The 21,338-nt window shown below is 46.7% G+C and carries 21 protein-coding genes; 13 read left to right on the forward strand and 8 right to left on the reverse strand.

The window, feature by feature from the left end; genetic code table 11:
• Positions 1–27 precede the first annotated feature (27 nt).
• Positions 28–1,065 (forward strand): M42 family metallopeptidase, encoded by a 1,038-nt coding sequence (locus tag MKX80_RS05830; protein WP_339228127.1) that lies wholly within the window; start codon positions 28–30, stop codon positions 1,063–1,065.
• 78 nt (positions 1,066–1,143) lie between these two features.
• Here MKX80_RS05830 and MKX80_RS05835 read toward each other — a convergent pair whose 3' ends face one another.
• The 3 genes from MKX80_RS05835 to yhfH form a co-directional block, all read right to left on the reverse strand.
• Positions 1,144–1,341 carry a hypothetical protein gene (locus tag MKX80_RS05835; protein ID WP_003180298.1) on the reverse strand — a complete coding sequence of 66 codons (198 nt, stop codon included), beginning with the start codon at positions 1,339–1,341 and terminating at the stop codon, positions 1,144–1,146.
• Between the two features lie 156 nt (positions 1,342–1,497).
• Positions 1,498–2,784, reverse strand: coding sequence for a cation:dicarboxylase symporter family transporter (locus tag MKX80_RS05840; protein WP_154998550.1), 1,287 nt, complete (start codon positions 2,782–2,784; stop codon positions 1,498–1,500).
• A gap of 306 nt (positions 2,785–3,090) precedes the next feature.
• Positions 3,091–3,225 (reverse strand): protein YhfH, encoded by a 135-nt coding sequence (yhfH, locus tag MKX80_RS05845; protein ID WP_076793296.1) that lies wholly within the window; start codon positions 3,223–3,225, stop codon positions 3,091–3,093.
• Positions 3,226–3,382: 157 nt separating this feature from the next.
• On the opposite strand from yhfH, the gene MKX80_RS05850 reads away from it, so the two are divergent.
• From MKX80_RS05850 to MKX80_RS05880, 7 genes are all read left to right on the forward strand, one after another.
• Complete coding sequence (locus MKX80_RS05850; protein WP_216929287.1) at positions 3,383–4,117, forward strand: MBL fold metallo-hydrolase; 735 nt, start codon at positions 3,383–3,385, stop codon at positions 4,115–4,117.
• Between the two features lie 18 nt (positions 4,118–4,135).
• Positions 4,136–5,125 (forward strand): lipoate--protein ligase LplJ, encoded by a 990-nt coding sequence (gene lplJ, locus MKX80_RS05855; protein ID WP_216929285.1) that lies wholly within the window; start codon positions 4,136–4,138, stop codon positions 5,123–5,125.
• 161 nt (positions 5,126–5,286) lie between these two features.
• Positions 5,287–6,828: a fatty acid--CoA ligase family protein gene (locus tag MKX80_RS05860; protein WP_216929283.1), complete on the forward strand. Its 1,542-nt coding sequence runs from the start codon at positions 5,287–5,289 to the stop codon at positions 6,826–6,828.
• 548 nt (positions 6,829–7,376) lie between these two features.
• Entirely contained in the window at positions 7,377–7,928 is a 552-nt protein-coding gene (locus MKX80_RS05865) for an XRE family transcriptional regulator (RefSeq protein WP_182070924.1), read from the forward strand.
• 12 nt (positions 7,929–7,940) lie between these two features.
• Positions 7,941–8,657: an AzlC family ABC transporter permease gene (locus MKX80_RS05870; protein WP_011197726.1), complete on the forward strand. Its 717-nt coding sequence runs from the start codon at positions 7,941–7,943 to the stop codon at positions 8,655–8,657.
• The gene (locus MKX80_RS05875; protein WP_043927058.1) at positions 8,650–8,961 is read left to right on the forward strand and encodes an AzlD domain-containing protein; all 312 of its coding nucleotides are present in this window, start codon (positions 8,650–8,652) and stop codon (positions 8,959–8,961) included. The genes MKX80_RS05870 and MKX80_RS05875 overlap by 8 nt, the downstream gene beginning before the upstream one ends.
• Before the next feature lie 71 nt (positions 8,962–9,032).
• A complete protein-coding gene (locus tag MKX80_RS05880) occupies positions 9,033–10,289 on the forward strand; it encodes a M48 family metallopeptidase (protein ID WP_268342818.1) in 1,257 nt (418 codons plus the stop codon).
• Positions 10,290–10,346: 57 nt separating this feature from the next.
• Here the strand turns inward: MKX80_RS05880 and MKX80_RS05885 are convergent, their stop codons facing one another.
• A complete protein-coding gene (locus MKX80_RS05885; protein ID WP_182071052.1) occupies positions 10,347–11,483 on the reverse strand; it encodes a S8 family peptidase in 1,137 nt (378 codons plus the stop codon).
• A 384-nt stretch (positions 11,484–11,867) separates the two neighbouring features.
• On the opposite strand from MKX80_RS05885, the gene MKX80_RS05890 reads away from it, so the two are divergent.
• The 4 genes from MKX80_RS05890 (at position 11,868) to MKX80_RS05905 (ending at position 15,978) form a co-directional block, all read left to right on the forward strand.
• A complete protein-coding gene (locus tag MKX80_RS05890) occupies positions 11,868–12,797 on the forward strand; it encodes an EamA family transporter (RefSeq protein ID WP_268323944.1) in 930 nt (309 codons plus the stop codon).
• Between the two features lie 109 nt (positions 12,798–12,906).
• A complete protein-coding gene (locus MKX80_RS05895) occupies positions 12,907–13,884 on the forward strand; it encodes an ABC transporter substrate-binding protein (RefSeq protein WP_268323943.1) in 978 nt (325 codons plus the stop codon).
• 73 nt (positions 13,885–13,957) lie between these two features.
• Entirely contained in the window at positions 13,958–14,956 is a 999-nt protein-coding gene (locus MKX80_RS05900) for an iron ABC transporter permease (RefSeq protein WP_339228133.1), read from the forward strand.
• Positions 14,956–15,978 (forward strand): iron ABC transporter permease, encoded by a 1,023-nt coding sequence (locus MKX80_RS05905; RefSeq protein ID WP_268342817.1) that lies wholly within the window; start codon positions 14,956–14,958, stop codon positions 15,976–15,978. Before MKX80_RS05900 ends, MKX80_RS05905 begins: the two co-directional genes overlap by 1 nt.
• A gap of 33 nt (positions 15,979–16,011) precedes the next feature.
• On the opposite strand, the gene MKX80_RS05910 is transcribed toward MKX80_RS05905, so the two are convergent.
• The 3 genes from MKX80_RS05910 to MKX80_RS05920 form a co-directional block, all read right to left on the reverse strand.
• Complete coding sequence (locus MKX80_RS05910; RefSeq protein ID WP_268342816.1) at positions 16,012–16,584, reverse strand: histidine phosphatase family protein; 573 nt, start codon at positions 16,582–16,584, stop codon at positions 16,012–16,014.
• 301 nt (positions 16,585–16,885) lie between these two features.
• Positions 16,886–18,175 carry a globin-coupled sensor protein gene (locus tag MKX80_RS05915; RefSeq protein WP_268342815.1) on the reverse strand — a complete coding sequence of 430 codons (1,290 nt, stop codon included), beginning with the start codon at positions 18,173–18,175 and terminating at the stop codon, positions 16,886–16,888.
• A gap of 106 nt (positions 18,176–18,281) precedes the next feature.
• On the reverse strand, positions 18,282–19,811 hold the full coding sequence (locus MKX80_RS05920) for an FAD-dependent oxidoreductase (RefSeq protein WP_154999605.1): 1,530 nt from the start codon (positions 19,809–19,811) through the stop codon (positions 18,282–18,284).
• Positions 19,812–19,951: 140 nt separating this feature from the next.
• On the opposite strand from MKX80_RS05920, the gene MKX80_RS05925 reads away from it, so the two are divergent.
• A complete protein-coding gene (locus tag MKX80_RS05925; protein WP_043927304.1) occupies positions 19,952–20,809 on the forward strand; it encodes an SDR family oxidoreductase in 858 nt (285 codons plus the stop codon).
• A gap of 67 nt (positions 20,810–20,876) precedes the next feature.
• Here the strand turns inward: MKX80_RS05925 and MKX80_RS05930 are convergent, their stop codons facing one another.
• Positions 20,877–21,110, reverse strand: a complete 234-nt coding sequence (locus MKX80_RS05930; protein WP_003180353.1) for an IDEAL domain-containing protein — start codon at positions 21,108–21,110, stop codon at positions 20,877–20,879.
• Positions 21,111–21,338: the final 228 nt, after the last annotated feature.

Consider the following 21,338-nt stretch of genomic DNA (forward strand, 5'->3'; position numbering starts at 1 on the left):
AACATCACAAGTTGGGAGGAATGAACCATGTCAGGACAGAAAACGATGGAGCTCATTAAGGAGCTCGTCTCCATCCCGAGCCCTACTGGAAATACGTATGACATCATAGACTATATCAATCGCCTTTTACAGAAAGAAGGAGTCGAAACAAGGCTTAACCGTAAAGGCGGCCTGATCGCGACGATACCGGGCCGCGACAAAACCCGGCACCGGATGCTGACCGCTCATGTCGATACCCTCGGAGCGATGGTGAAAGAGATTAAACCGGACGGGAGGCTGAAAATTGATTTAATCGGGGGCTTCAATTACAACTCGATTGAAGGCGAGTATTGCAAAATTGAAACAGCATCAGGGAGAACTTACACCGGCACCATCTTAATGCATCAGACATCAGTGCATGTATACAAAGACGCCGGAAAAGCCGAGCGCAACCAGAAGAATATGGAGGTCCGCATTGACGAACCGGTCCGCAGTGAAGAAGAAACCCGGGCGCTCGGCATCAATGTCGGCGATTTTATCTCCTTCGATCCGCGCGTTGAAATCACGCCGAGCGGGTTTATCAAATCGCGTCATCTTGACGATAAAGCAAGCGTCGCCCTCCTCATCGAGCTGATCAGAACGATTAACACAGAAGGGATGACACTGCCTTACACGACTCACTTTTTAATTTCCAACAATGAAGAAATCGGTTATGGCGGCAACTCCAATATCCCGCCTGAAACGGTGGAATATTTGGCTGTTGATATGGGAGCGATCGGCGATGGACAGTCAACCGATGAATATACGGTCTCCATTTGTGTAAAGGATGCCAGCGGGCCTTATCACTACGGGCTTCGAAAGCGTCTGACCGCCCTTTGCGAAACACACGGAATCGGTTATAAGCTTGATATTTACCCGTACTACGGATCAGATGCTTCAGCAGCCGTCAAAGCGGGCCATGATATCGTCCACGGGCTGATCGGCCCGGGAATTGACGCATCCCATGCGTTTGAAAGGACGCATCAATCGTCCTTGGAGCAGACGGCAAAGCTGCTGTATCACTATGTTCAGTCTGACATAGCATAAAAAAGCTCCCAAGGGACCGCGGTCCCTTGGGAGTAAAAAAAGAGTGGAAGTCATCCATCCGTAAAGGATGGCGTTTACTTACCAGTAATCATAGTGTTTTTTCTTTTTGCAGTGATCAAAGTGGTCAAACTTCTTGTAGTCATAGTCATAATCATACTTCTTATAGCATGGATAATAGTAGTAATAATAGTAGTAGTAGTATTTCTTGCAGTCGTGGTCTTTCTTGTGGTAGTCAAAGTCATAATCTTTCTTGCAATGGTCATGGTAAAAATACATTAAACTTCCCTCCAGTTTTCTTTTCTAATTTAACTACAGTACATCGTATGTAAACGAAAGGAAGTTGTTTGGACAGGTTTCTTGAGTAATTTGCATATTTTTGAAAAAACGTATGTTTCTCCAAAAGCGGAAAACATACGTTTTTTTTTCGAGCTGTCAGCCGGATATTTTCATATCTGCCGGCTCCCTTTGATTTAAGACGGTCTGCCCTTTAATGGCGTCATATTCACCTTCCCATTTTGACATGACCACAGCGGCAAGAGCGTTTCCGGTCAGGTTGACGACCGTTCTCGCCATATCCATAATCCGGTCGACTCCGGCAATGAAGGCCAGGCCTTCAGCAGGAACGCCGATCGTGCCCAGGGTCGCAAGAAGAACGACGAATGATGTGCCGGGAACGGCAGCCATTCCTTTAGAAGTGACCATTAGAACAAGGATGAGCGTGAGCTGCTGCCCAATGGACAGATCGATGCCGTAGACCTGCGCCAGAAACAGCGCCGCGATCGCCTGATACAGGACAGAGCCGTCAAGGTTAAATGTGTAGCCGATCGGAATGACAAACGATACAATGCCCTTTGGACAGCCGATTTTCTCCATCTTTTCCATGACGCGCGGAAGCACGGTTTCAGAGCTTGATGTACTGTACGCAAGAAGCAGCTCATCTTTCAAATAGGCCAAAAATTTAAATATATTGATACCGGCTAGCTTGCCGACGATCCCAAAGATGACGATCAGGAAGAAAGCAAGAGCCAGATAGACAAGTAAAACGAGCTTTCCCAATGATAAAAGCGAAGAAAAACCAAATTTTGAAACCGTCACACCAATTAAAGCAAAAACGCCGAACGGCGCGAATTTCATGACGATGTTGACGACGTGGAACATAGCTTGAGACGTTGCCTCAAAAAAGGAGAGCACAGGCTTGCCTTTTTCGCCTATGGCAGACACTCCGAGTGCGAACAGAACAGTGAAGCAAATGATCGCAAGCAGATCGCCTTCAGCGAGCGATTGGAAAAAGTTTGTCGGCACAATGTGCAGGAAAGTGTCTGCGACAGATTTGGTGCTTGCTTCTTTTTCTGTTTCTACATATTGGCTGATATCCTGTTTTTCAGCACCAGAAAAGTTTACGCCGTGTCCAGGTTGAACGATGTTTCCAAGGAGAAGTCCGAGCACAATCGCAAAAGTCGTAATAATTTCAAAGTACAGGATCGTCCGAAAGCCGAGCCTGCCGACCTTTTTGCCGCTGCCGGCCCCCGCAACCCCGACAATCAAGCTTGAAACGACAATAGGAATAACAATCATTTTGATTAATCTTAAGAACAAATCGCCGACGGGCTGCAAATATGTTGCCACCGCAGGATTTCCAAACCAAATCGCTCCTGCTGCAACACCTAAAATCAGCCCGAGGAAAATTTGTGTGGCTAATCCGAATTTAAGTCTTTTCATAGATGCCCTCCCAACGCATACTTAATTTATACTAGAATATTAAACTTGAGATCGTAAATTAAGTATAGCGAAAGAAAAAGCAGCTCGTCCATTAAAAAAATAACGTCTGAATATATCGAAAATTCAAATATGAGATGATCATCCTGTCTTGAATTCAAATTGGGACAATCATCGGTGTATATTTCCCTAAGTGAAATAGTAAAATGTTATTAAAATAATGAATTTTGACACGAATCTCTCTCTTTATGACTAACTTTATGACAAAAAAACACCCCGGGGAATCCGCTGGGGCGTTTTTAATGAAGTCTATATATCTTTTACATTTAAGCATTTAGAGCAAGTGTTTCCGTAGCATTCGTGCTGCTCATCAATATCGTGGCCGCATTCTGAACATTTCTTTGAAGGCAAATTTCTGAAGAACTCGGTGATTTTAGCGAGCATGTTTGATTCCCCCAATTCGTTTGTTGTCAACATTGTATTATAACAGAGGTCAGAAAATCAATGTCTGTTTTATGACAAAATATAAAACATGCATTTTTTAAGAAAAATGGGTATATTGAATAGGGGGACGATAGACACGAAAAAGAGGTGTGTATACATGAAGGTGACAGTCATCGGCTGCTGCGGAGGATTTCCGGCTGCAAATGAAGCGACTTCAGGCTATCTCTTTCAATCCGGGGATTATTCTGTTTTAATCGACTGCGGCAGTGCCGTTTTATCCAAGCTTCAGCTGTTTCTGCCCGTTGAGGAGCTAGATGCCGTTATATTATCCCATTATCATCACGACCATATTGCGGATGTCGGACCTTTGCAATTTGCCAAACTGGTCGGCTCATTCCTCGGCAAGGGAGCGAATGCCCTTCCGATATATGGACATCCTTTTGATGAAGAGCAGTTTTCAAAGCTTACATATAAAACGCATACCGCTGGATTAGCGTATGATCCGAAACAACCTTTGACAATCGGACCGTTTACGTTCACGTTTTTAAAAACGGTTCATCCTGTTGACTGCTTTGCCATGAGGGTGACGGACGGTGTTCATTCTGTCGTTTATACGGCCGACTCGAGCTTTCAGGAAGCCTTTATTCCGTTCAGCGAAGGAGCCGATCTGTTGATCTCAGAGTGCAACTTTTATGCGGATCAGGATGGGAGGAGCGCCGGTCATATGAACAGTCTCGAAGCGGGGCGCATCGCTGCGGAAGCGGGTGCGGGGCATCTTCTCTTGACACACCTCCCGCATTTCGGGGAACATCAAAAACTAGCAGAAGAGGCCCAAACCGTTTATAAAGGCGCGGTTGATCTGGCGCACACCGGTTATGTGTGGGGAGAATAGAAGGAGGAACTGACAAACATGCTGTTTATCGATAATCAAAATATAACAGATCCGAGGATCAACTTGGCGATTGAGGAGTACTGCTTAAAGCACCTCGATCCTGAAGAGACGTATCTGCTGTTTTATATCAACCAGCCGTCGATCATTATCGGCAAAAATCAAAATACGATCGAGGAAATCAACACAAAGTATGTGGATGAAAACGGGATCATTGTCGTCCGCAGGCTGTCAGGCGGCGGAGCTGTCTACCATGACCTCGGGAACTTGAACTTCAGCTTTATTACGAAAGACGACGGCAACAGCTTCCACAACTTTAAGAAGTTTACGGAGCCCGTTGTGGCTGCTTTAAAGAAGCTTGGCGTCGATGCGGAGCTGAGCGGGCGAAACGATTTGATGGCAAACGGCCGGAAAATTTCGGGAAACGCCCAGTTTTCAACGAAAGGGAGAATGTTCAGTCACGGCACGCTGTTGTTCGATTCTGAGATTGAACATGTCGTATCAGCTTTAAAAGTGAAAAAAGATAAAATCGAATCAAAAGGCATCAAATCGATCAGGAGCCGTGTAGCCAATATCAGCGAGTTTCTCGATCAGAAGATGACGACAGTGGAATTCCGAAGCATGCTTCTCCGCTATATTTTTGATACCGAGGGGGAAATACCGGAGTATAAGCTGACTGAAAAAGACTGGGAAATCATCAATCAAATTTCAAAGGAACGCTATCAAAACTGGGATTGGAACTATGGGAAGTCTCCGAAATTCAATCTTCAGCATTCAAAACGTTTTCAAGCGGGATCGGTCGACATCCGCCTGGAAGTGCAAAAAGGCGTGATCCGCGAGTGCAAAATATTCGGTGACTTTTTCGGAGTCGGCGATGTCAGCGACATTGAAGAAAAGCTGAAAGGCGTACAGTATGAAAGAAAAGCGATTGAAGAAGCCCTTCAAGGCGTTGACATCAAGCATTACTTCGGCAATATTCAAAAAGAAGAATTTTTGGAGCTTGTCTACTAAAAAAAGAGGCTGCGGTTTCCGCGGCCCCTTTTTTAACATGTTAGGAATGGAAGATATTTCCCGTCAGCCCTTGAGTGTTTTCTGTTCATTTACTATAATGGGAATAGATTTTGATTATCACAAAATGAATGGTCATTCATTCATTTTTAAGGGGTGGGAGAATGAATTTAGTTTCAAAATTAGGGGAAACAGCTCAATCAAAGCCTGACAGAACCGCTTATATTTTTGGGGAACAGACGGAAACATACGGGGGATTGCAGCAGAAAATTGATTGCTTTGCCGAAGGGCTGCGCGAAATCGGGGTGGAAAAGGGCGATCATGTCGCTTTGCTTCTTGGCAATACACCGCATTTTGTGATTTCGTTTTACGGTGCGCTGAAAGCCGGAGCCGTTGTCATACCGATCAATCCGGCCTATACGCCGACTGAGATCGGCTATATGCTGACAAACGGCGATGCAAAAGTGATCGTGGCTCTGGGACAACTGCTCCCGCTTTACGAGAAGGTGCATGAATCCCTTCCGAAAGTCAGCTGTGTCGTGCTTTGCGAAACGGGGGAGCCGCTTCAAGAACCGGAAAGTACCGAGGTTAAGATGAAATTGAAATCGTTTACAAGCATCATGAGACCTCCTGTCCGGCCGTTTCCTGAAATCGATGACGAAGATACGGCCGCCATCCTCTATACGTCAGGAACCACGGGAAGACCAAAAGGGGCGATGCTCACACATCAAAATCTATTTTCGAATGCAAATGATACGGCCCGCTATCTGACAATGAATGAATCTGACCTTGTCGTCGCCGCCTTGCCGATGTTCCACGTTTTTTGTTTAACGGTCTGCATGAATGCACCGCTCATGAACGGCGCAGCGATTTTGATCGTGCCGAAATTTAGTCCTGCCGAGGTCTTCAAGCTGATTAAAAAGCATCAGGCGACGATCTTCTCAGGCGTTCCGACAATGTACAATTATCTTTACCAGTATGAAGGGGCGGATGAAGCAGGTTTTCGATCCATCAGGCTTTGCATCTCAGGCGGAGCGGCCATGCCTGTCGCTCTCCTGAAAAGCTTTGAGGAAAGGTTCGGCGTCCTCGTTTTAGAAGGCTACGGCTTGTCGGAGGCTTCTCCTGTTACATGCTTTAACCCGTTCAGCACCGGCCGCAAGCCAGGATCGATCGGGACGAACATTCTCAATGTGAAAAACAAAGTCGTCAATGAACTCGGGGAAGAGCTGCCTGCCGGTCAAGTCGGGGAGCTGATCGTTAAAGGGCCGAATGTCATGAAAGGGTACTACAAAATGCCGGAAGAAACAGCCCATACGATTAAAGACGGATGGCTGTATACAGGTGATTTGGCAAAACGGGATGAAGACGGTTATTTTTATATCGTCGACAGAAAAAAAGACATGATTATCGTGGGGGGCTATAATGTCTATCCGAGGGAAATCGAAGAAGTGCTCTACCTCCATCCGGAGATCGCAGAAGCGGTGGTCATCGGAGTGCCCGATCCGAATACGGGAGAAGCCGTCCACTGCTATGTCGTTCCGAAGAATAAAACGCTGACAGAGGATGATGTCTTGGCGCACTGCAAAAAGCATCTTGCGAAATACAAGCGCCCGTCGGCGATCGTTTTCATGGATGAAATTCCGAAAAACTCGACCGGCAAAATTTTAAGGCGCGCTTTAAAAGACATTCTGACAAACCAATCTTGATTTACACTAAAAGGGACGCCTGCCGCGTCCCTTTTCTGCAGTTCTCTGAGAAGAGCATCTTTTTCCCTTTGTCGGAGAACAAAATATGTGCCCTCCTCTTCTTTCAGGATGACGGCTTCATCTCTCTTCAGCCAGATGGTGAAGTGAACGCGATGTGTGTCGGTCATGCTGATGTATCCGTGATACGCCGGAGCAGGCAGGCTATGCGCTGTCTTTTCCTTCATCCTTTTCCCTTTGTTAAATGTATCAAGCAGAACGTCTATGTTGTGCCTGTCTTTGATGCTGACCGTTTTTTCGCTGTCTTCCGCCTTCTTCAAGATAATTTCTTCAGCATTTCTTGAGTCGAAAGGCTCCGCCATCAAGTGGAATACATAAAAGACAGCGATGGATAAAATACCGAAAAAAAGTATGACACCCATTATTTTTTTCAGAATGATCACCCCAGGCTATGTATTTTCTCCGTTTAAAGGCCTTTTCATCCTGAAAAATTATGCTATAATGTTCAATAAATTATACATATGTTCAATTTATTGCGAGGGGGGCAGAAGATGAATTCGATTGAAAAACAAGTAGCAGAAAACATAAAGAGACTGCGAAAAGTCCGCAATTACAGCCTTGATCAATTGTCATCGATGACCGGCGTCAGCAAAGGCATGCTCGCGCAAATCGAAAAAGGCGCTTCAAGTCCGACGATCACAACCTTGTGGAAGATCGCAAACGGGCTGCAAGTATCATTTACTTCCTTAGCAGAAAAGCCTGCCGGGGAGCCGACGGTCGTCAGAAAGCACGAGAAAACGCCCGTTATGGCCGGAGAAGAAAAATACGCGGCATTTCCGCATTTTCCGTTCGACCAAAAAAAGAAGTTTGAAATCTTTTATATTGAACTTGCGCCCGGCTGTGTGCACGAATCAGAGCCTCACCACGGCGGGATTGAAGAGTACGTGCTCGTCTCTAAAGGAGCGATCGCAGTGACGGCGGGTGATTACACCTGCGAATTGAGCGAAGGTGATGCAATGCATTTCACCGCAAACACCGTCCATACGTACGAAAACAACACGGAACAAACGGCATCATGCTATACACTTATTTATTATCCGTAAAGAGGTGTCAAGATGGAAAAGCAGGATTCACTCAACTTTCTAGACGGGCTTCGTTCAGGGGTTTCCCTGGCCGTCGGCTACATCCCGGTCGCTTTGACATTCGGACTTTTAGCAAAAACAACGGGGCTGTCGCTTTTTGAAACGTTTTTGATGAGCGCCCTTGTTTTCGGAGGAGCGTCCCAGTATATGTCTTTAAGCATGCTCGCCGTTCAGACAGGAATTATCGAAATCGTTATGACGACGTTCATTGTGAACATCAGACATTTTTTATTTTCAGCGACTTTGAATCAATTGGTAGAAAAAGATTCACCTTGGAAAAAAGCGTTTTACTCATTTTTCGCGGTGACAGATGAATCGTTTGCTGTCGCTGCTTTAAGGAAGGAAAAGCTGACGACCGGATATATGATCGGCCTCGGTTCGATCGGATATGTAAGCTGGGTTTTTTGGAGTGCGGCCGGGCATTTTGCAGGGGCTGCCATGCCGGCTGTTCTCCAGGAAAGCATGAGCATCGCCCTTTATGCTATGTTTATCGGATTGTTGGTGCCGCCTTTGAAAAAACAGCGTAAAGTCCTGCTGCTGGCGGGAGCTGCCGCTCTATTCAATACGGTTTTCCAAATGAACGGAATGTTGTCGGCAGGATGGTCGATCGTCTGTGCTACGCTTTTATCCGCCATCCTGATCGAATGGCTGTACCAATTTAGAACAGAGGGGAAGAGAAACTATGTTTAGTCCGATCATCTGGATGATTATCGGCATGGCTGCCGTTACATATATACCGCGGATGGTGCCGCTCATTGCTTTTGAAAGCCTGAAGCTTCCCGGATTTTTGGAGCGCGTGCTGAAAAATGTGCCGTACGCCGTTTTAGGCGCTCTCATTTTTCCGGGAATTTTTTCGGTGCAAAGCGGTATGCTCTACGGACTTGCCGGCGCTCTTATCGCATTTTTATTTTCCTATTTTGGAGCAAGCGTCATAGTCGTCGTGATGGGGACGATTTTGACGCTCGCAGGTGCCGGCCTCTTGCTCTCATTGTAAGGCTTGGTTCTAACTTTCGCAGGAAAAGCTTACAATAGAAGTAACTGCTATGTGAGAGGAAGTGATTCGCCATGCGGAAATGGATCGCGGGAGCCGGTCTCCTGTATGTGCTGTACGGCCTTTTTTTCTATTGGTATCTCTTTATGGCCGGTGAACCCTCCGTTCCCGAGGCGCTGAAAGGGACAAGTGCAGACCCGGCGACATTTATGAACGAAAGGGAACTCATGCTGACGGAAGAGTACTCGAAAATAAAGGACTTTCTGTTTTTTATCCGGATTCCGTTTGAGTGGTTCTTATTTTTTATATTGTTGATTGCCGGTTTATCGAGGAAAATGAAGAATTGGGCGGAGCAGACGTCAAAGCGGAGAACGATTCAAATAACGGCATATGTTTTTGCTTTGTTTCTGATCGTCACGATCGTTTCTGTACCGCTTGACTGGATCAGCTATCAATATTCGCTTGACTACGGCATATCAACGCAGACAACCGCAAGCTGGATCAAAGACCAGGTGATCGACTTCTGGATCAGCTTTCCGATAACGGCTGCGGCGGTGATCGTCTTTTACTATTTGATCAAAAAGCATGAAAAACGCTGGTGGTTTTATGCCTGGTGCCTGACGGTTCCGGTTACACTGTTTTTATTTTTCCTTCAGCCGGTTGTCATCGATCCTTTATACAATGACTTTTATCCGCTGAAAAATAAAGAGCTCGAACAAAGCATTCTGAAGCTGGCCGATCAGGCGGATATTCCTGCGAATCACGTCTATGAAGTGAACATGTCTGAAAAAACGAATGCGTTAAATGCTTATGTGACAGGGATCGGCGCCAATAAAAGGATTGTGCTCTGGGATACCACGCTGAACAAGCTGGATGAACCGGAAATTTTATTCATTATGGCGCACGAAATGGGGCACTATGTGATGAAGCATGTTTACATAGGGCTCGGCGGGTACCTGCTATTATCCCTTGCCGTCTTTTATGTGATCGACAAGCTGTACAAGCGGATCATCGGCCGCTATGGAAAAAGTCTTCACATTGCGGGAAAATCCGATCTTGCCGCACTCCCGCTTCTCCTGATGCTGATGGGTGTCATCTCTTTTGCGTCTTCTCCATTTACAAACGCAGTTTCGAGGCATCAGGAAAAAGCCGCTGACCAGTATGCGATTGAACTGACGAACAACAGCGATGCAGCGGTTGCGACTTTTCAAGAGCTCTCAAAAGCGGGGTTGAGCGAGGCGAACCCGCCGTTTCTCGTCAAGATTTTTAAATACGGCCATCCGACCATAATGGAACGGATTCAAAATATTGAACAGTCTTCAGCTGAATGAAGAAAAAGCTAGTGCTAAAAACACTAGCTTTTTCTATATGCCATTTGTTAGAATATGTTATTGAGCGGCAGCTTCGACATTGATCAGACCTTTTCCATAGTAGAAAGAGCTTCCCAAATAAGTCGCCGTACTGGAGAGACGGTTGCGGACTTGTGAAGCTGAAAGGTTCGGATGTTTTGACAAGATCAAAGCTGCTGCTCCCGCTACATGAGGAGAAGCCATTGACGTTCCGTTCAATGTTGCATAAGTGCTGGTTGGGTAAGTGCTGTACACGCCTGCGCCAGGAGCCATGACTTCAAGCTCTGCTCCGACGCTGGAAAATGAAGCTCTGTTGCTGTTAGAGTCTACCGCACCAACTGCGATGACAGAGTCGTATTTCGCAGGATAGCCGATTGTATTCGTGTTTCCTGAAGATCCGCTGTTCCCAGCAGCCGCTACAACGACAACCCCTCTTGCATATGCATTGTCGACCGCCTGTTTCATCGCTGTTGAGCCTAATGGTCCTCCAAGGCTCATGTTGATAACATCCATGCCGTTTGTCGTCGCCCACTCGATTCCGCTTACAATGCCGCTGTATGATCCGTTTCCGCTTGAATTCAGCACTTTAACCGCGTACAAGGATACGCTCGGCGCAACGCCTAATACACCCGTTGTATTGTCAAGCGCAGCTACTGTACCGGCAACATGCGTGCCGTGTCCGTTGCCGTCGGTGTTATAAGCTTCGCCAGCTACAAAGCTTGCTCCGCCGACTACGTTTAAGTCCGGATGAGAAGCTTGGATTCCTGTATCCAGGACGGCGACTTTTACGTTCGCTCCCTTGTAGCCTTGAGCCTGCACTTTGTCTGCTTTAATGAGAGGAATGCCGTAAGGAACGGTTTGCGCCAAAGCATGAGCTACGTGATCCTCTTCCACATAAGCGACATCCGGATCATTTTTGACTTCCTCAAGCGCTTCTTTGTCTAGCTTCGCTTTTGCCGCGTTGATGATTCTAAACTGCTTGTCCACTTTTCCGCCGCTCTCTTTGATGATGTCCTTTTTGACGGATGTGGTTTTTACCCCTGACTTAAATCCGACAATATAGTCCTTTTCTACATTTTTCGCCGGCTGAGCAGCAGAAGCCGAATCGCTGAAGGCCATCGTGAACACGAGCATTAGGGCCGTCAGCATCCCAAGCCAAAAACTCTTTTTCCTCATCATTACTCACTCTCCTCCATTTAATTCAGAATAATTGAAATAGATGGATAATATACTCTATTCGAATTATTCTGTTAATTTATTATAGAAGAAAAATGAATTATATGGTAGACCTATTTTTTTGAAGGACCAATTTAAAATTTATTGGTTATTAATAACTGTTTTAGAAAAATATTCAGTCCAAAAGTATGAATAGACCGCTTCATTCTGGCAGGGAAAGATGTCCCGGAGTTCGCGAATGACAGGAGATTGATTCACCTGATTCATTTTATGAAAATACTATTCGTTTATTTTATAACATAATATTTTGGTGAAGGAGGTTGCGGCCTTGTCGATCATCTATTAAAATATGCAATATATCGCATACAGAAATGGGTGAAAGATATGAAATCAGGTCATGTGAAAGGCGTATTGATGGTGCTGGCAGGGGCTTCGTTGTGGGGATTGTCGGGAAGCGCTGCACAGTATGTATTCGAAAGGGGAGCGGCTGACGCCGGCTCGCTTGTCTCCGTCAGGCTTCTGGCGTCGGGAGTCATTCTCTTGTTATATGTTTCAATGAAAAACGGTTTTCAACATGCGTGTCGGGTATGGAAGAAAAAAACAGATATTTGTTCAATTTTGGTATTTTCTATTTTTGGAATGCTGGCCGTCCAATATACGTTTTTTGCTTCAATTGAAAAGGGAAATGCCGCAGCTGCTGCAATTCTTCAATACTTAGCGCCTTTTTTCGTATTGCTTTACCTATATGTTAAAAAAGAACTTCCGCCTAAATGGAAAGATGCCGTGCTTACTTTATTGGCGCTCTCCGGCGTGTTTCTTCTTTTGACAGGCGGAAGGCCGGACAGTTTGTATATTCCGGCCCAGGCCGCCGTTTGGGGCGTTTTGTCCGGTGGTGCGCTTGCTTTCTATACGGTTTTTGCAGGAGGTTTAATTCAATCGTTCGGTGCTTTGACGGTTACGGGATGGGGCATGCTGATCGGAGGAGCCGGAATTTCTTTTTTGTTTCCGCCGTTTCGGTTTGACCTTTCGCACATTGGGGCAGGGGAGGCGGCAGCCATTCTATTTGTTGTATTGTGCGGCACAGCTTTGGCGTTTGCACTATACATCGGCAGCCTCTCTTATCTTTCTGCTAAAGAAACGAGCTGCCTGAGTTGCGCCGAACCGCTTGCGGCCGTTCTGTCGTCGGCGGTCTGGCTGGATGTGCCGTTCAATGCCTTTCAAGGTGCCGGTACGGTGATGGTGATTATCACGGTCATCATCCTTTCCCTCAGCAGGGAAAGCAAAGCGGAGGATTCTGTGAATGAACGGGTGTAGAAAGGAGGGAGAGGCTCCTTTCTTTTTTTATAATGATAATGATTATCGTTGTCATTGGTATGAAGTGTTGCTATAATAATTTCGTCTACTACCAGAAAAGGAGATACATATGAAGCCCAAATATTTTGCTATTTTATTCCTATTGATGATATCAGTGATGACAGCCTGCTCTGGGGGAAGCGAGAGTACGAAAACTTCCGGTCAGGATTCTGTGACAGTTAAGCATGATCTTGGAGAAACGAAAGTCCGGAATAATCCGAAAAAAGTTGTGGTCCTTGAATTGGGTTTTATTGATGCGCTCCTTGATGCGGGCATTAAGCCTGTCGGAATTGCGGACGACGGCAAACCTAAGTTTATTAACGAGAAGGTCAGAGAAGAAATCAAAGGGTATACTTCAGTCGGTTCGCGCGCCCAGCCAAGTTTTGAAAAAATTGCTTTGTTAAAGCCCGACTTAATTATTGCCGATTCGAGCAGGCATAGCGGCGTCTATGATAAGCTGTCGAAAATTGCGCCGACAATCGCGCTGAAAAACTTGAATGCCGATTATCAGGACACTCTTGATGCGTCTCTTACGATTGCGAAAGCCGTCGGCAAAGAAAGCGCAATGGAGAAAAAGTTGGCTGAACATAAACAAAAGCTGAATGAATTGAAACAGAAATTCGGCAACCGGAAACAGAGCATTCTTCTGCTCGGAAACACAAATGATGAAATCACCGTGCGCGACGAAAACTTTTTCACGTCTCAGCTTCTGACGAATATCGGCTATACGTACGGTGTCGGAGACAGCAGCAAAGGCGATGGCGAAAACGGTGAATCCGTCAATATTAAAATGACGCTCGAACAGCTGCTTGAGAAAGACCCCGACATGATAGTCCTGATGACGGGAGAAAAGGATAAAGTCGATGAAGACGGGAAAAGACCGATCGAAAAAGACCCTCTTTGGAAAAAGCTTAGCGCAGTCAAAAACGGCAAGGTTTATGAAGCCGACAGATTCGCCTGGTCGCTCCGACGCAGTATTGACGGAGCAGATGCGCTGATGGATGATATCGGTCAGCATCTTCTGTCTGAGGATCAAAAGAAATCTTAGGAGCTTGTTGGACGGGATGACGCATGCTTTTTATAAAAGCATGCGCTTGTTTTTTTCTAAAGGAGTGACCTGTTTGATATATGTGAAACGTTTTGCACCGCTCATTTTTGTTTTTCTTTTGCTCGCGAGTTTTGCGCTTTCTGTTTCAATCGGTTCGTCAACGATTGCACTGTCCGACATTTGGGCAGCTGTGTTTGCATACGACGGTTCAAAATTGCACGCGATTATTCAGGCCATCCGAATTCCGTGCGCCTTGGCCGCCGCATTAATCGGAGCGAATCTAGGAGCCGCGGGCGCACTGATGCAGGCGGTGACAAGAAATGCGCTCGCATCTCCAAGCATCTTCGGCATCAATGCAGGGGCCTCTCTTGCTGTCGTATGTTTGACGGTGATGTTTCCTGCGCTTGCTGTTCCCCAGATCGCGATGGGAGCCGCTTTTGCCGGTGGTGCCGCGGCCGCGCTGGTCGTGTACGCGGTTGCCTCAGTATTCAGCGAACACGACAGGGATATCAGCTTTGCCTTGATCGGTGTCGTCATTCAGGCGATCATGGCTTCGATGACGCAAATGTTGCTCATTTTTCATGAAGAGTCGACGGAAACGTTATTGTTTTGGCTTTCCGGTTCTTTAGCGGGGAGCTCGTGGGATAAGCTTCATTTATTGATTCCGGTAAGCATTGCGGGTTTGTTGACGGCTTTGGCCTTAGGAAGGGCGGCGTCCGTCATGAGTCTCGGAGATGATGTTTCTCATGGGTTGGGACAAAACGTATGGCTCAGCAGATTGTTAATCGCCTTCACTGTTGTCGCGCTGGCGGGAGCATCCGTTTCTGCTGCCGGACCGATTGGTTTCATCGGATTGATGGTTCCTCATATGATCCGTTATCTCATGGGGGCTGACTACCGGGTAGTGATTCCGTATTCGGCATTGCTTGGAGCCGTTCTTTTGCTGATTGCTGATCTTCTGTCCCGCTTCGTATATTTTCCGTACCAAACGCCGGTCGGAGTTGTCACGGCAATGATCGGGTCGCCGTTTTTTATCTATTTGGCGAGAAGACGGAAAAAGGGGGCGGCATGATGAACAATACGGCAAGAAAAACGAAAAGACGGCGCGGACAATCGGCGGTAGTTCTCTGTGCGCTATTTGCCTGTTTGTTCGTGCTCATTGTGCTCAATTTGGCGATCGGCGATGAAAACATCGGACTGTGGGACGTAATGAAATCGCTGGCAGGGCAAGGGGATGCGGGAGTCCGCTTTTTAGTGATGGAATTTCGCATGCCGCGAATCCTCCTCGCTGTGCTTGCCGGAGGGGCGCTTTCAATCGCAGGTGTGGTCGCCCAATCGCTGATGAAAAATCCGCTGGCTGCACCGGACACGCTTGGGATTACAGGAGGAGCGGGATTGGGCGCTGTGATCGTTACGGTCTTGTTTTCACAGCAAAGTCCGCTGCTGCTGACAGGGGCAGCCTTTTCAGGAAGCGTTTTGGCTGCGAGCCTCGTCTATTTATTGGCTTATCGAAATGGGATCTCTCCTGTGCGGCTGGCGCTCGTCGGGATAGCGGTCAATGCTTTCTGCCATTCGGGCATTCAGCTATTCATCTCAAGGGGGAGCCCGAATGTCAACAATGCATTAATTTGGCTGAACGGAAGTCTGTGGGGGAGAGGCTGGGATGATGTAATGTCTCTTTTCATATGGTGCTGTCTTGTAATTCCTCCGATATGGTTTGCGGCAAAACCGCTCGATATCATCAAATCAGGGGACGGGATTGCCGTCGGCCTCGGCATCCGGCTTGAAAGAACACGGTTTCTGCTGCTTGCCGGTGCGGTCCTGCTGACAGCTGCGGCTGTGACCGCCGTGGGAACAATCGGCTTTATCGGGCTGATGGCGCCCCATATCGCAAGAAAACTGGCAGGTGCTGAAACGAGGATTTTGATTCCCGTTTCAGCTCTCGTCGGCGGCATCGTCCTCTTGATAGCTGATGCCGCTGGAAGAGGCCTTGTTCCGCCGCTTGAAATACCGGCTGGATTGATCGCAGCCGTTATCGGCGGTCCGTATTTTATTTATTTGCTGCGCCGCGAAGCGAAGCGGGGGAGAGCATAAAAAAAAGACGGCATGCTTGATGCCGTCTTTTTTTTAATCTGACAAATGGTGTGAAAGATTGTAATCCTTCACATGCCATTTATTTTCGTGAAATTTGATGTTGCTCAGGCAGGCATTGACGAGCTTCGTGTTTTCCAGGTTGATGTCGCCGTTTGAGATTTTTGACAGAAGCGCGTGTATCGCGGCTCCATGTGCGACGATCAGCACTTTTTTGTCCGGATACCGCTCGCTGACCTTTTGAACGCCGGCCATCAGCCGTTCGGCAAGTGCTTCTTTTGATTCCTGATTCGGATATTCTTTATCGGGATAGAGCCTCGTTCTTTCTTCGAATGGCATTCCTTCTGCATCTCCGTAATTCCTTTCGATGAAATCTTCCATTTCGATGATTTCAAGTCCCAAGTATTGATTGATGATTTCAGCGGTTTCTTTCGCTCTTCTTAAAGGGCTTGTAATGATGACGTCCCAGTCAGACCCTGTCAAAAACGCCCCGGTTTCTTTTGCTTGTTTTTTACCCGTTTCATTTAAAGGGATATCAGTTCTTCCCTGCAGTTTTCCTAAAGCATTCCAGTCTGTCTCGCCGTGCCGGATCAAACAAATCGCAGTCATGCTAAAAAGTCTCCTTTCAAACTAGGGGTGCACATTTCGGTGATATGGCCATTATACTAAATTTAAAAAACAGAACCACGAAATATGACTGGCACACAACAACATTTACAAGATTTTTTCAAAACAGGAGCGCAGCGCCGATTTTGCGGATCTGCAAACATCGCTGAGCGTGGCCAAGATGCTGCGAATATCAATCATATCTTTGGCATATTAGACTTTCAAATAACGTAATAGAATCAGGTTGCAAAAGGATGCGAAAGAAAAATACACAGGTCATGATTGACCTGTGTACGGTAACGCCTCATTTTTTTGTCAGCTCTACGAGAGAATCGACTGAAACTGCGACTTGTGATACGGCGGCATTGACATCTTGAAGGCCGCTTAAAAACGACTGCAGGTCGCCTTCGATTCGGCCGCTTTGCTCTTTGCTCGTTTTCATATTGGAGACGATATCATCGAATAGATGATTGATCTCCGACATCTTGTCTTTGCTTTCGTTCACAAGCTGATTTACATCTGTAATATGCTTCGTGACGATCGAGATTTGCGCGTTTGTGTTATTGACGAGCTCTGATACGGTGGAGACGGTTTTTTTCGTATCATCGGACAGCTTTCTGACTTCGTTTGCGACAACTGCGAAACCTTTGCCGTGCTCTCCTGCCCTTGCCGATTCGATCGAGGCGTTGAGCGAAAGCAAATTCGTCTGTTCGGCAATGCCTGTTACGATCCCGAAAATCTTTTCGATCTGCAGCGCGATTTCTTCCAGCTTTTTAATTTCCTGCTCGATTTGCGTCATGCTGCTTCCCATTTGATTCAGCTGCTGTTCCTGCTCCTCAAGCTCCTTTTTTCCGCCGATCGATTTTTGTTCGACAGACACGGCTGTCTTCGTTCCAACTCTTGACGTTTCGGCGATCTCGGAAGATTTGTCGACCAATTCCTGTACGGCGCCCGTCGTTTCGGCAAATATAGCGGCCAAAGAACCGGAAGTATCTTTAATTTGCCTGTGAAGTTCATTTTTGCTTTCTTCATCAAGTCTGCGGAGCCTCGCGTGTTCGTCTTCAAAGGCCTCCAGGACGATCTGCTGTTCGATGTTGAGTATTTTGGTGACGGCTTTGACAGACCGCCTGTATTCCTCATCGGATAAGGCGTTTTCAAAGATTGTCAGCATTGAAAGAAGGAGATCTTGAAATGCCCCCAGATACCACTTTGGCAACAGTCCGATGCGAAGATGAACGTGGGCGATCCGGATTCTTTTTTCTAAAAAGGCTTCGTCGATGACGCCTGAAAACATTTCCTGGATGTGGATCGTCAATGTCTTTTTGAGACGGTCGACCGAGCTGTTGTCATGTATGATCTCCATGAGAGATCTTTCATGCTCAAGGTTTTTGTAAAACCGGGTGACGATGGTTTCGATATGTTCAGTGACTAAAGGCTTCAGCCTGCTCAGCACCCAAAGATCCTCATCCGTCAAATCGACCATTGCCAGCTGTTTTTTAAATTCTGCGTGCTGATTGAGCCTGATTCTTTTTGTTTCAGGGCTTTCTTCAGCCAAAAATGATCGTTCTGTCTTTCTATCCTTTTTGAATAACACGATCGTATCCCCCTGTAATCGTTAATGATAAAACTGCCGTTTTTTAAAAATTTCCAGCATTTATCTTTTTATCGGCAATTTTTCATTACTTTTTAACTTGTACACCTCAGCTTTCCGGATCTTTAAGAGGTTCTACGGCAGGGCCCTCAATGACATCGCCGTCGATCGAAAACCTTGATCCGTGGCACGGACAGTCCCATGTCTTTTCCCCGTCATTCCACTCGACTTCGCAGCCCATATGGGTGCATGTTGTGTCAACCAGATGAAGCTCGCCTTTTTCATCGCGATAAGCGCCCGCCCGTTTTCCGGCATGCGACACGACCGCGCCTTCTCCGTTGACAAGGTTTTCCGGCTTCCTGATCGGCTGCTCGAGTTTTCCTTCGGCAAAGTGTTTTGCAACATCCGCATTATAGGAAATCGCTTTTTTGATGCTTGGATCCGGGTGGAAACGGGCCGGTTGAAAGACGGCTTGATAAGGATTGTCCTCGCCTGTAATATGGTCTGTCATCAACTGCGCGGCGAGCGTGCTCGTTGTCATGCCCCATTTCCGGAATCCGGTGGCGACGAGAATGCGCTTTTCTTTCGGATAGATCGGCCCGATATACGGAATTTTGTCAAGCGTGATTAAATCTTGCGCTGACCAGCGGTAAGGGATCGATTCAACGCCGAGCACGCCTTCTGCAAATGATTCAAGCGCCTGATAATGCTTGATTGTATCTTCGCCCTGGCCGGTTTTGTGGCTTTCACCGCCGACAAGAACCATTTTTTCTCCGTCGATCGTCACCGAGCGGAGCGAGCGAGAAGGCTGGTCTATACTTAAGTACATCCCGCCGGGATACGGCGTTTTCGGCTTAACGGCGAGCACGTATGATCGGCTCGGCTCAAGCCTTGCAAAATAGAATCCTTTTTTATCATGAAACGGAAAGTGCGTGCAGCACGCAACATAATCGCTGAAGATTTGATGCCCGCTTCTTGTCAGCACTTTCGGCCGATCGCCTTCTTTGATTTCCTTAGCCGCCGTGTTTTCGTATATTTTTCCGCCGGCTTTCCGGACGGCCTCTGCAAGGTATTTCAAATAGTGCAGCGGATGAAACTGGGCCTGGTTTTTCATGACGAGTCCTGCTTTTACATCGATTGGGACGGGGAGATCTTTGATGAATTCCCTGTCAATCCCGAGCTTTTGGTATGCTTCATATTCCTTTCTGATTTTTTGGACCGATTGTTCTTCAGTTGTGTAAATGCACGCGTCCTGTTCTTCAAAATCGCACGGTATCTTTTGCTCAAGCACGAGGTTTTTGATAAAGGACAGCGCCTTGAGATTTGCTTCATAATACAGTCTTGCATTCGGCATCCCGATATGCTGGATCAGTTCGTCATAGATCAGATCGTGCTGCGCGGTGATTTTGGCTGTCGTATAGCCGGTTGTTCCGTCGAGTATCCGTCCGGATTCGATCAAGACGACGCTGTAGCCTTTTTTCGTCAGCAAATAAGCCGTTGTCAGTCCGGTCATGCCGCCGCCGATGATGGCGACATCTGTTTTGACATCTTCAGACAGTTCCTCGAACGAAGGAAGGTCTGTACTGTTTCTCCAATACGATTCAGGCGAATCCGGCAGTTTTTGTTCTTGATTGCTCACAAAGTTCCCTCCATCATGCATCCGTTTTGTTCTTAAATTTTCCCAATTGAGAAATATTCATGCATGTGAAGCGGCTTGTCATAAAAAAGGGGCGTTTTCATAAAATAGTAAGGTTGAATCGATGTGAAGGAGGAATGGTTTTGAGCAAGCAGCCGAAGAAAGTACTGCCTCCCCAGCACCAAACACAGCGTCCCGGATTGGAGTATTTGATGGATCCCCGGCCCGTTTTCGACCGGCCGAAACGAGAGCGAAAACTGGCTGGGAAAACCGCGATTATTACGGGAGGAGACAGCGGAATCGGCCGTGCCGTGTCCGTTTTGTTTGCGAAGGAAGGCGCGAACGTTGTCATCGTTTACTTAAATGAACACCGCGATGCAGAAGAAACAAAGGGGTATGTGGAAAAAGAAGGCGTCGGATGCAAGCTGATTGCAGGGGACATCGGGGACGAGGCTTTTTGCAACGATGTGGTGCGCCAGGCAAAGGAAGCATTCCCAACGATCGATATTCTCGTCAATAATGCGGCTGAACAGCATCCGCAAAAGGGAATCGAAAAAATCACGAGCCATCAGCTGATCCGAACGTTTCAGACGAATATTTTTTCCATGTTTTATTTGACAAAAGCTGTGCTGCCACATTTGAAAAAAGGCAGCTCAATCATCAATACGACCTCGATTACGGCTTATGCCGGCAATGAAAGGCTGATCGATTATTCTTCGACAAAAGGAGCGATTACATCATTTACGCGTTCGCTCGCTTTGTCGCTCGTCGATCAGGGCATCCGTGTGAACGGGGTGGCACCGGGTCCGATTTGGACGCCGCTTATCCCGTCGACGTTTACGGAGAGAGAGGTCGAAATATTCGGTTCAACAACGCCGATGGAACGGCCCGGGCAGCCTGCTGAAGTGGCGCCGAGCTATCTGTTTCTAGCCAGCGATGATTCTTCTTACATGACGGGCCAGGTGCTCCATGTCAACGGCGGAACGATTATAAACGGATGAAAAAGCCGGGACTATTTATCAGCCGGCTTTTTTCGCGTAAGAAAGCCAATCCGGGAGGGATTGGCCGTTATGCGTGCTTTTTCAGCGCTGTATATTCTCTTGAAAGCTCAAGGAAAGATTGCTTATCTCCTTTGTCTAATGCTTCATTAATCTTCTTGCTCAGCGTGTGTAAACGCCGTTTGAAAAGCGATTCATCAAGGACCATTTGAATGTAGATATCCGTGATGGTTACATCAAGTTCTTTCACCTTTTGGGTATTGCGGGACTTCATGAGCTCAGCGTACGACTTTTTCTCTTTCATAAAGATTCCCCCTGATGCCTTTTTTATAGTATATGGATTACGCAACAAAAAATCAATAAGTATTTATAATTTTTAGATAATTATTCGAAGCTGCGTGTTTATGAGAATAAAAGTTTGTATATTTGGACAAAGAAACACGGATTTAATCGAACAAAACATAAAAATGGCATTTTAAAAACATATTTTCAAATTAATTGGAAAAAATCCTGTCGTTTTGTAAAGGATAAT

Origin of the sequence: Bacillus sp. FSL K6-0972, assembly GCF_037976035.1 — a bacterium.
Taxonomy (GTDB): Bacteria; Bacillota; Bacilli; order Bacillales; family Bacillaceae; genus Bacillus; species Bacillus haynesii.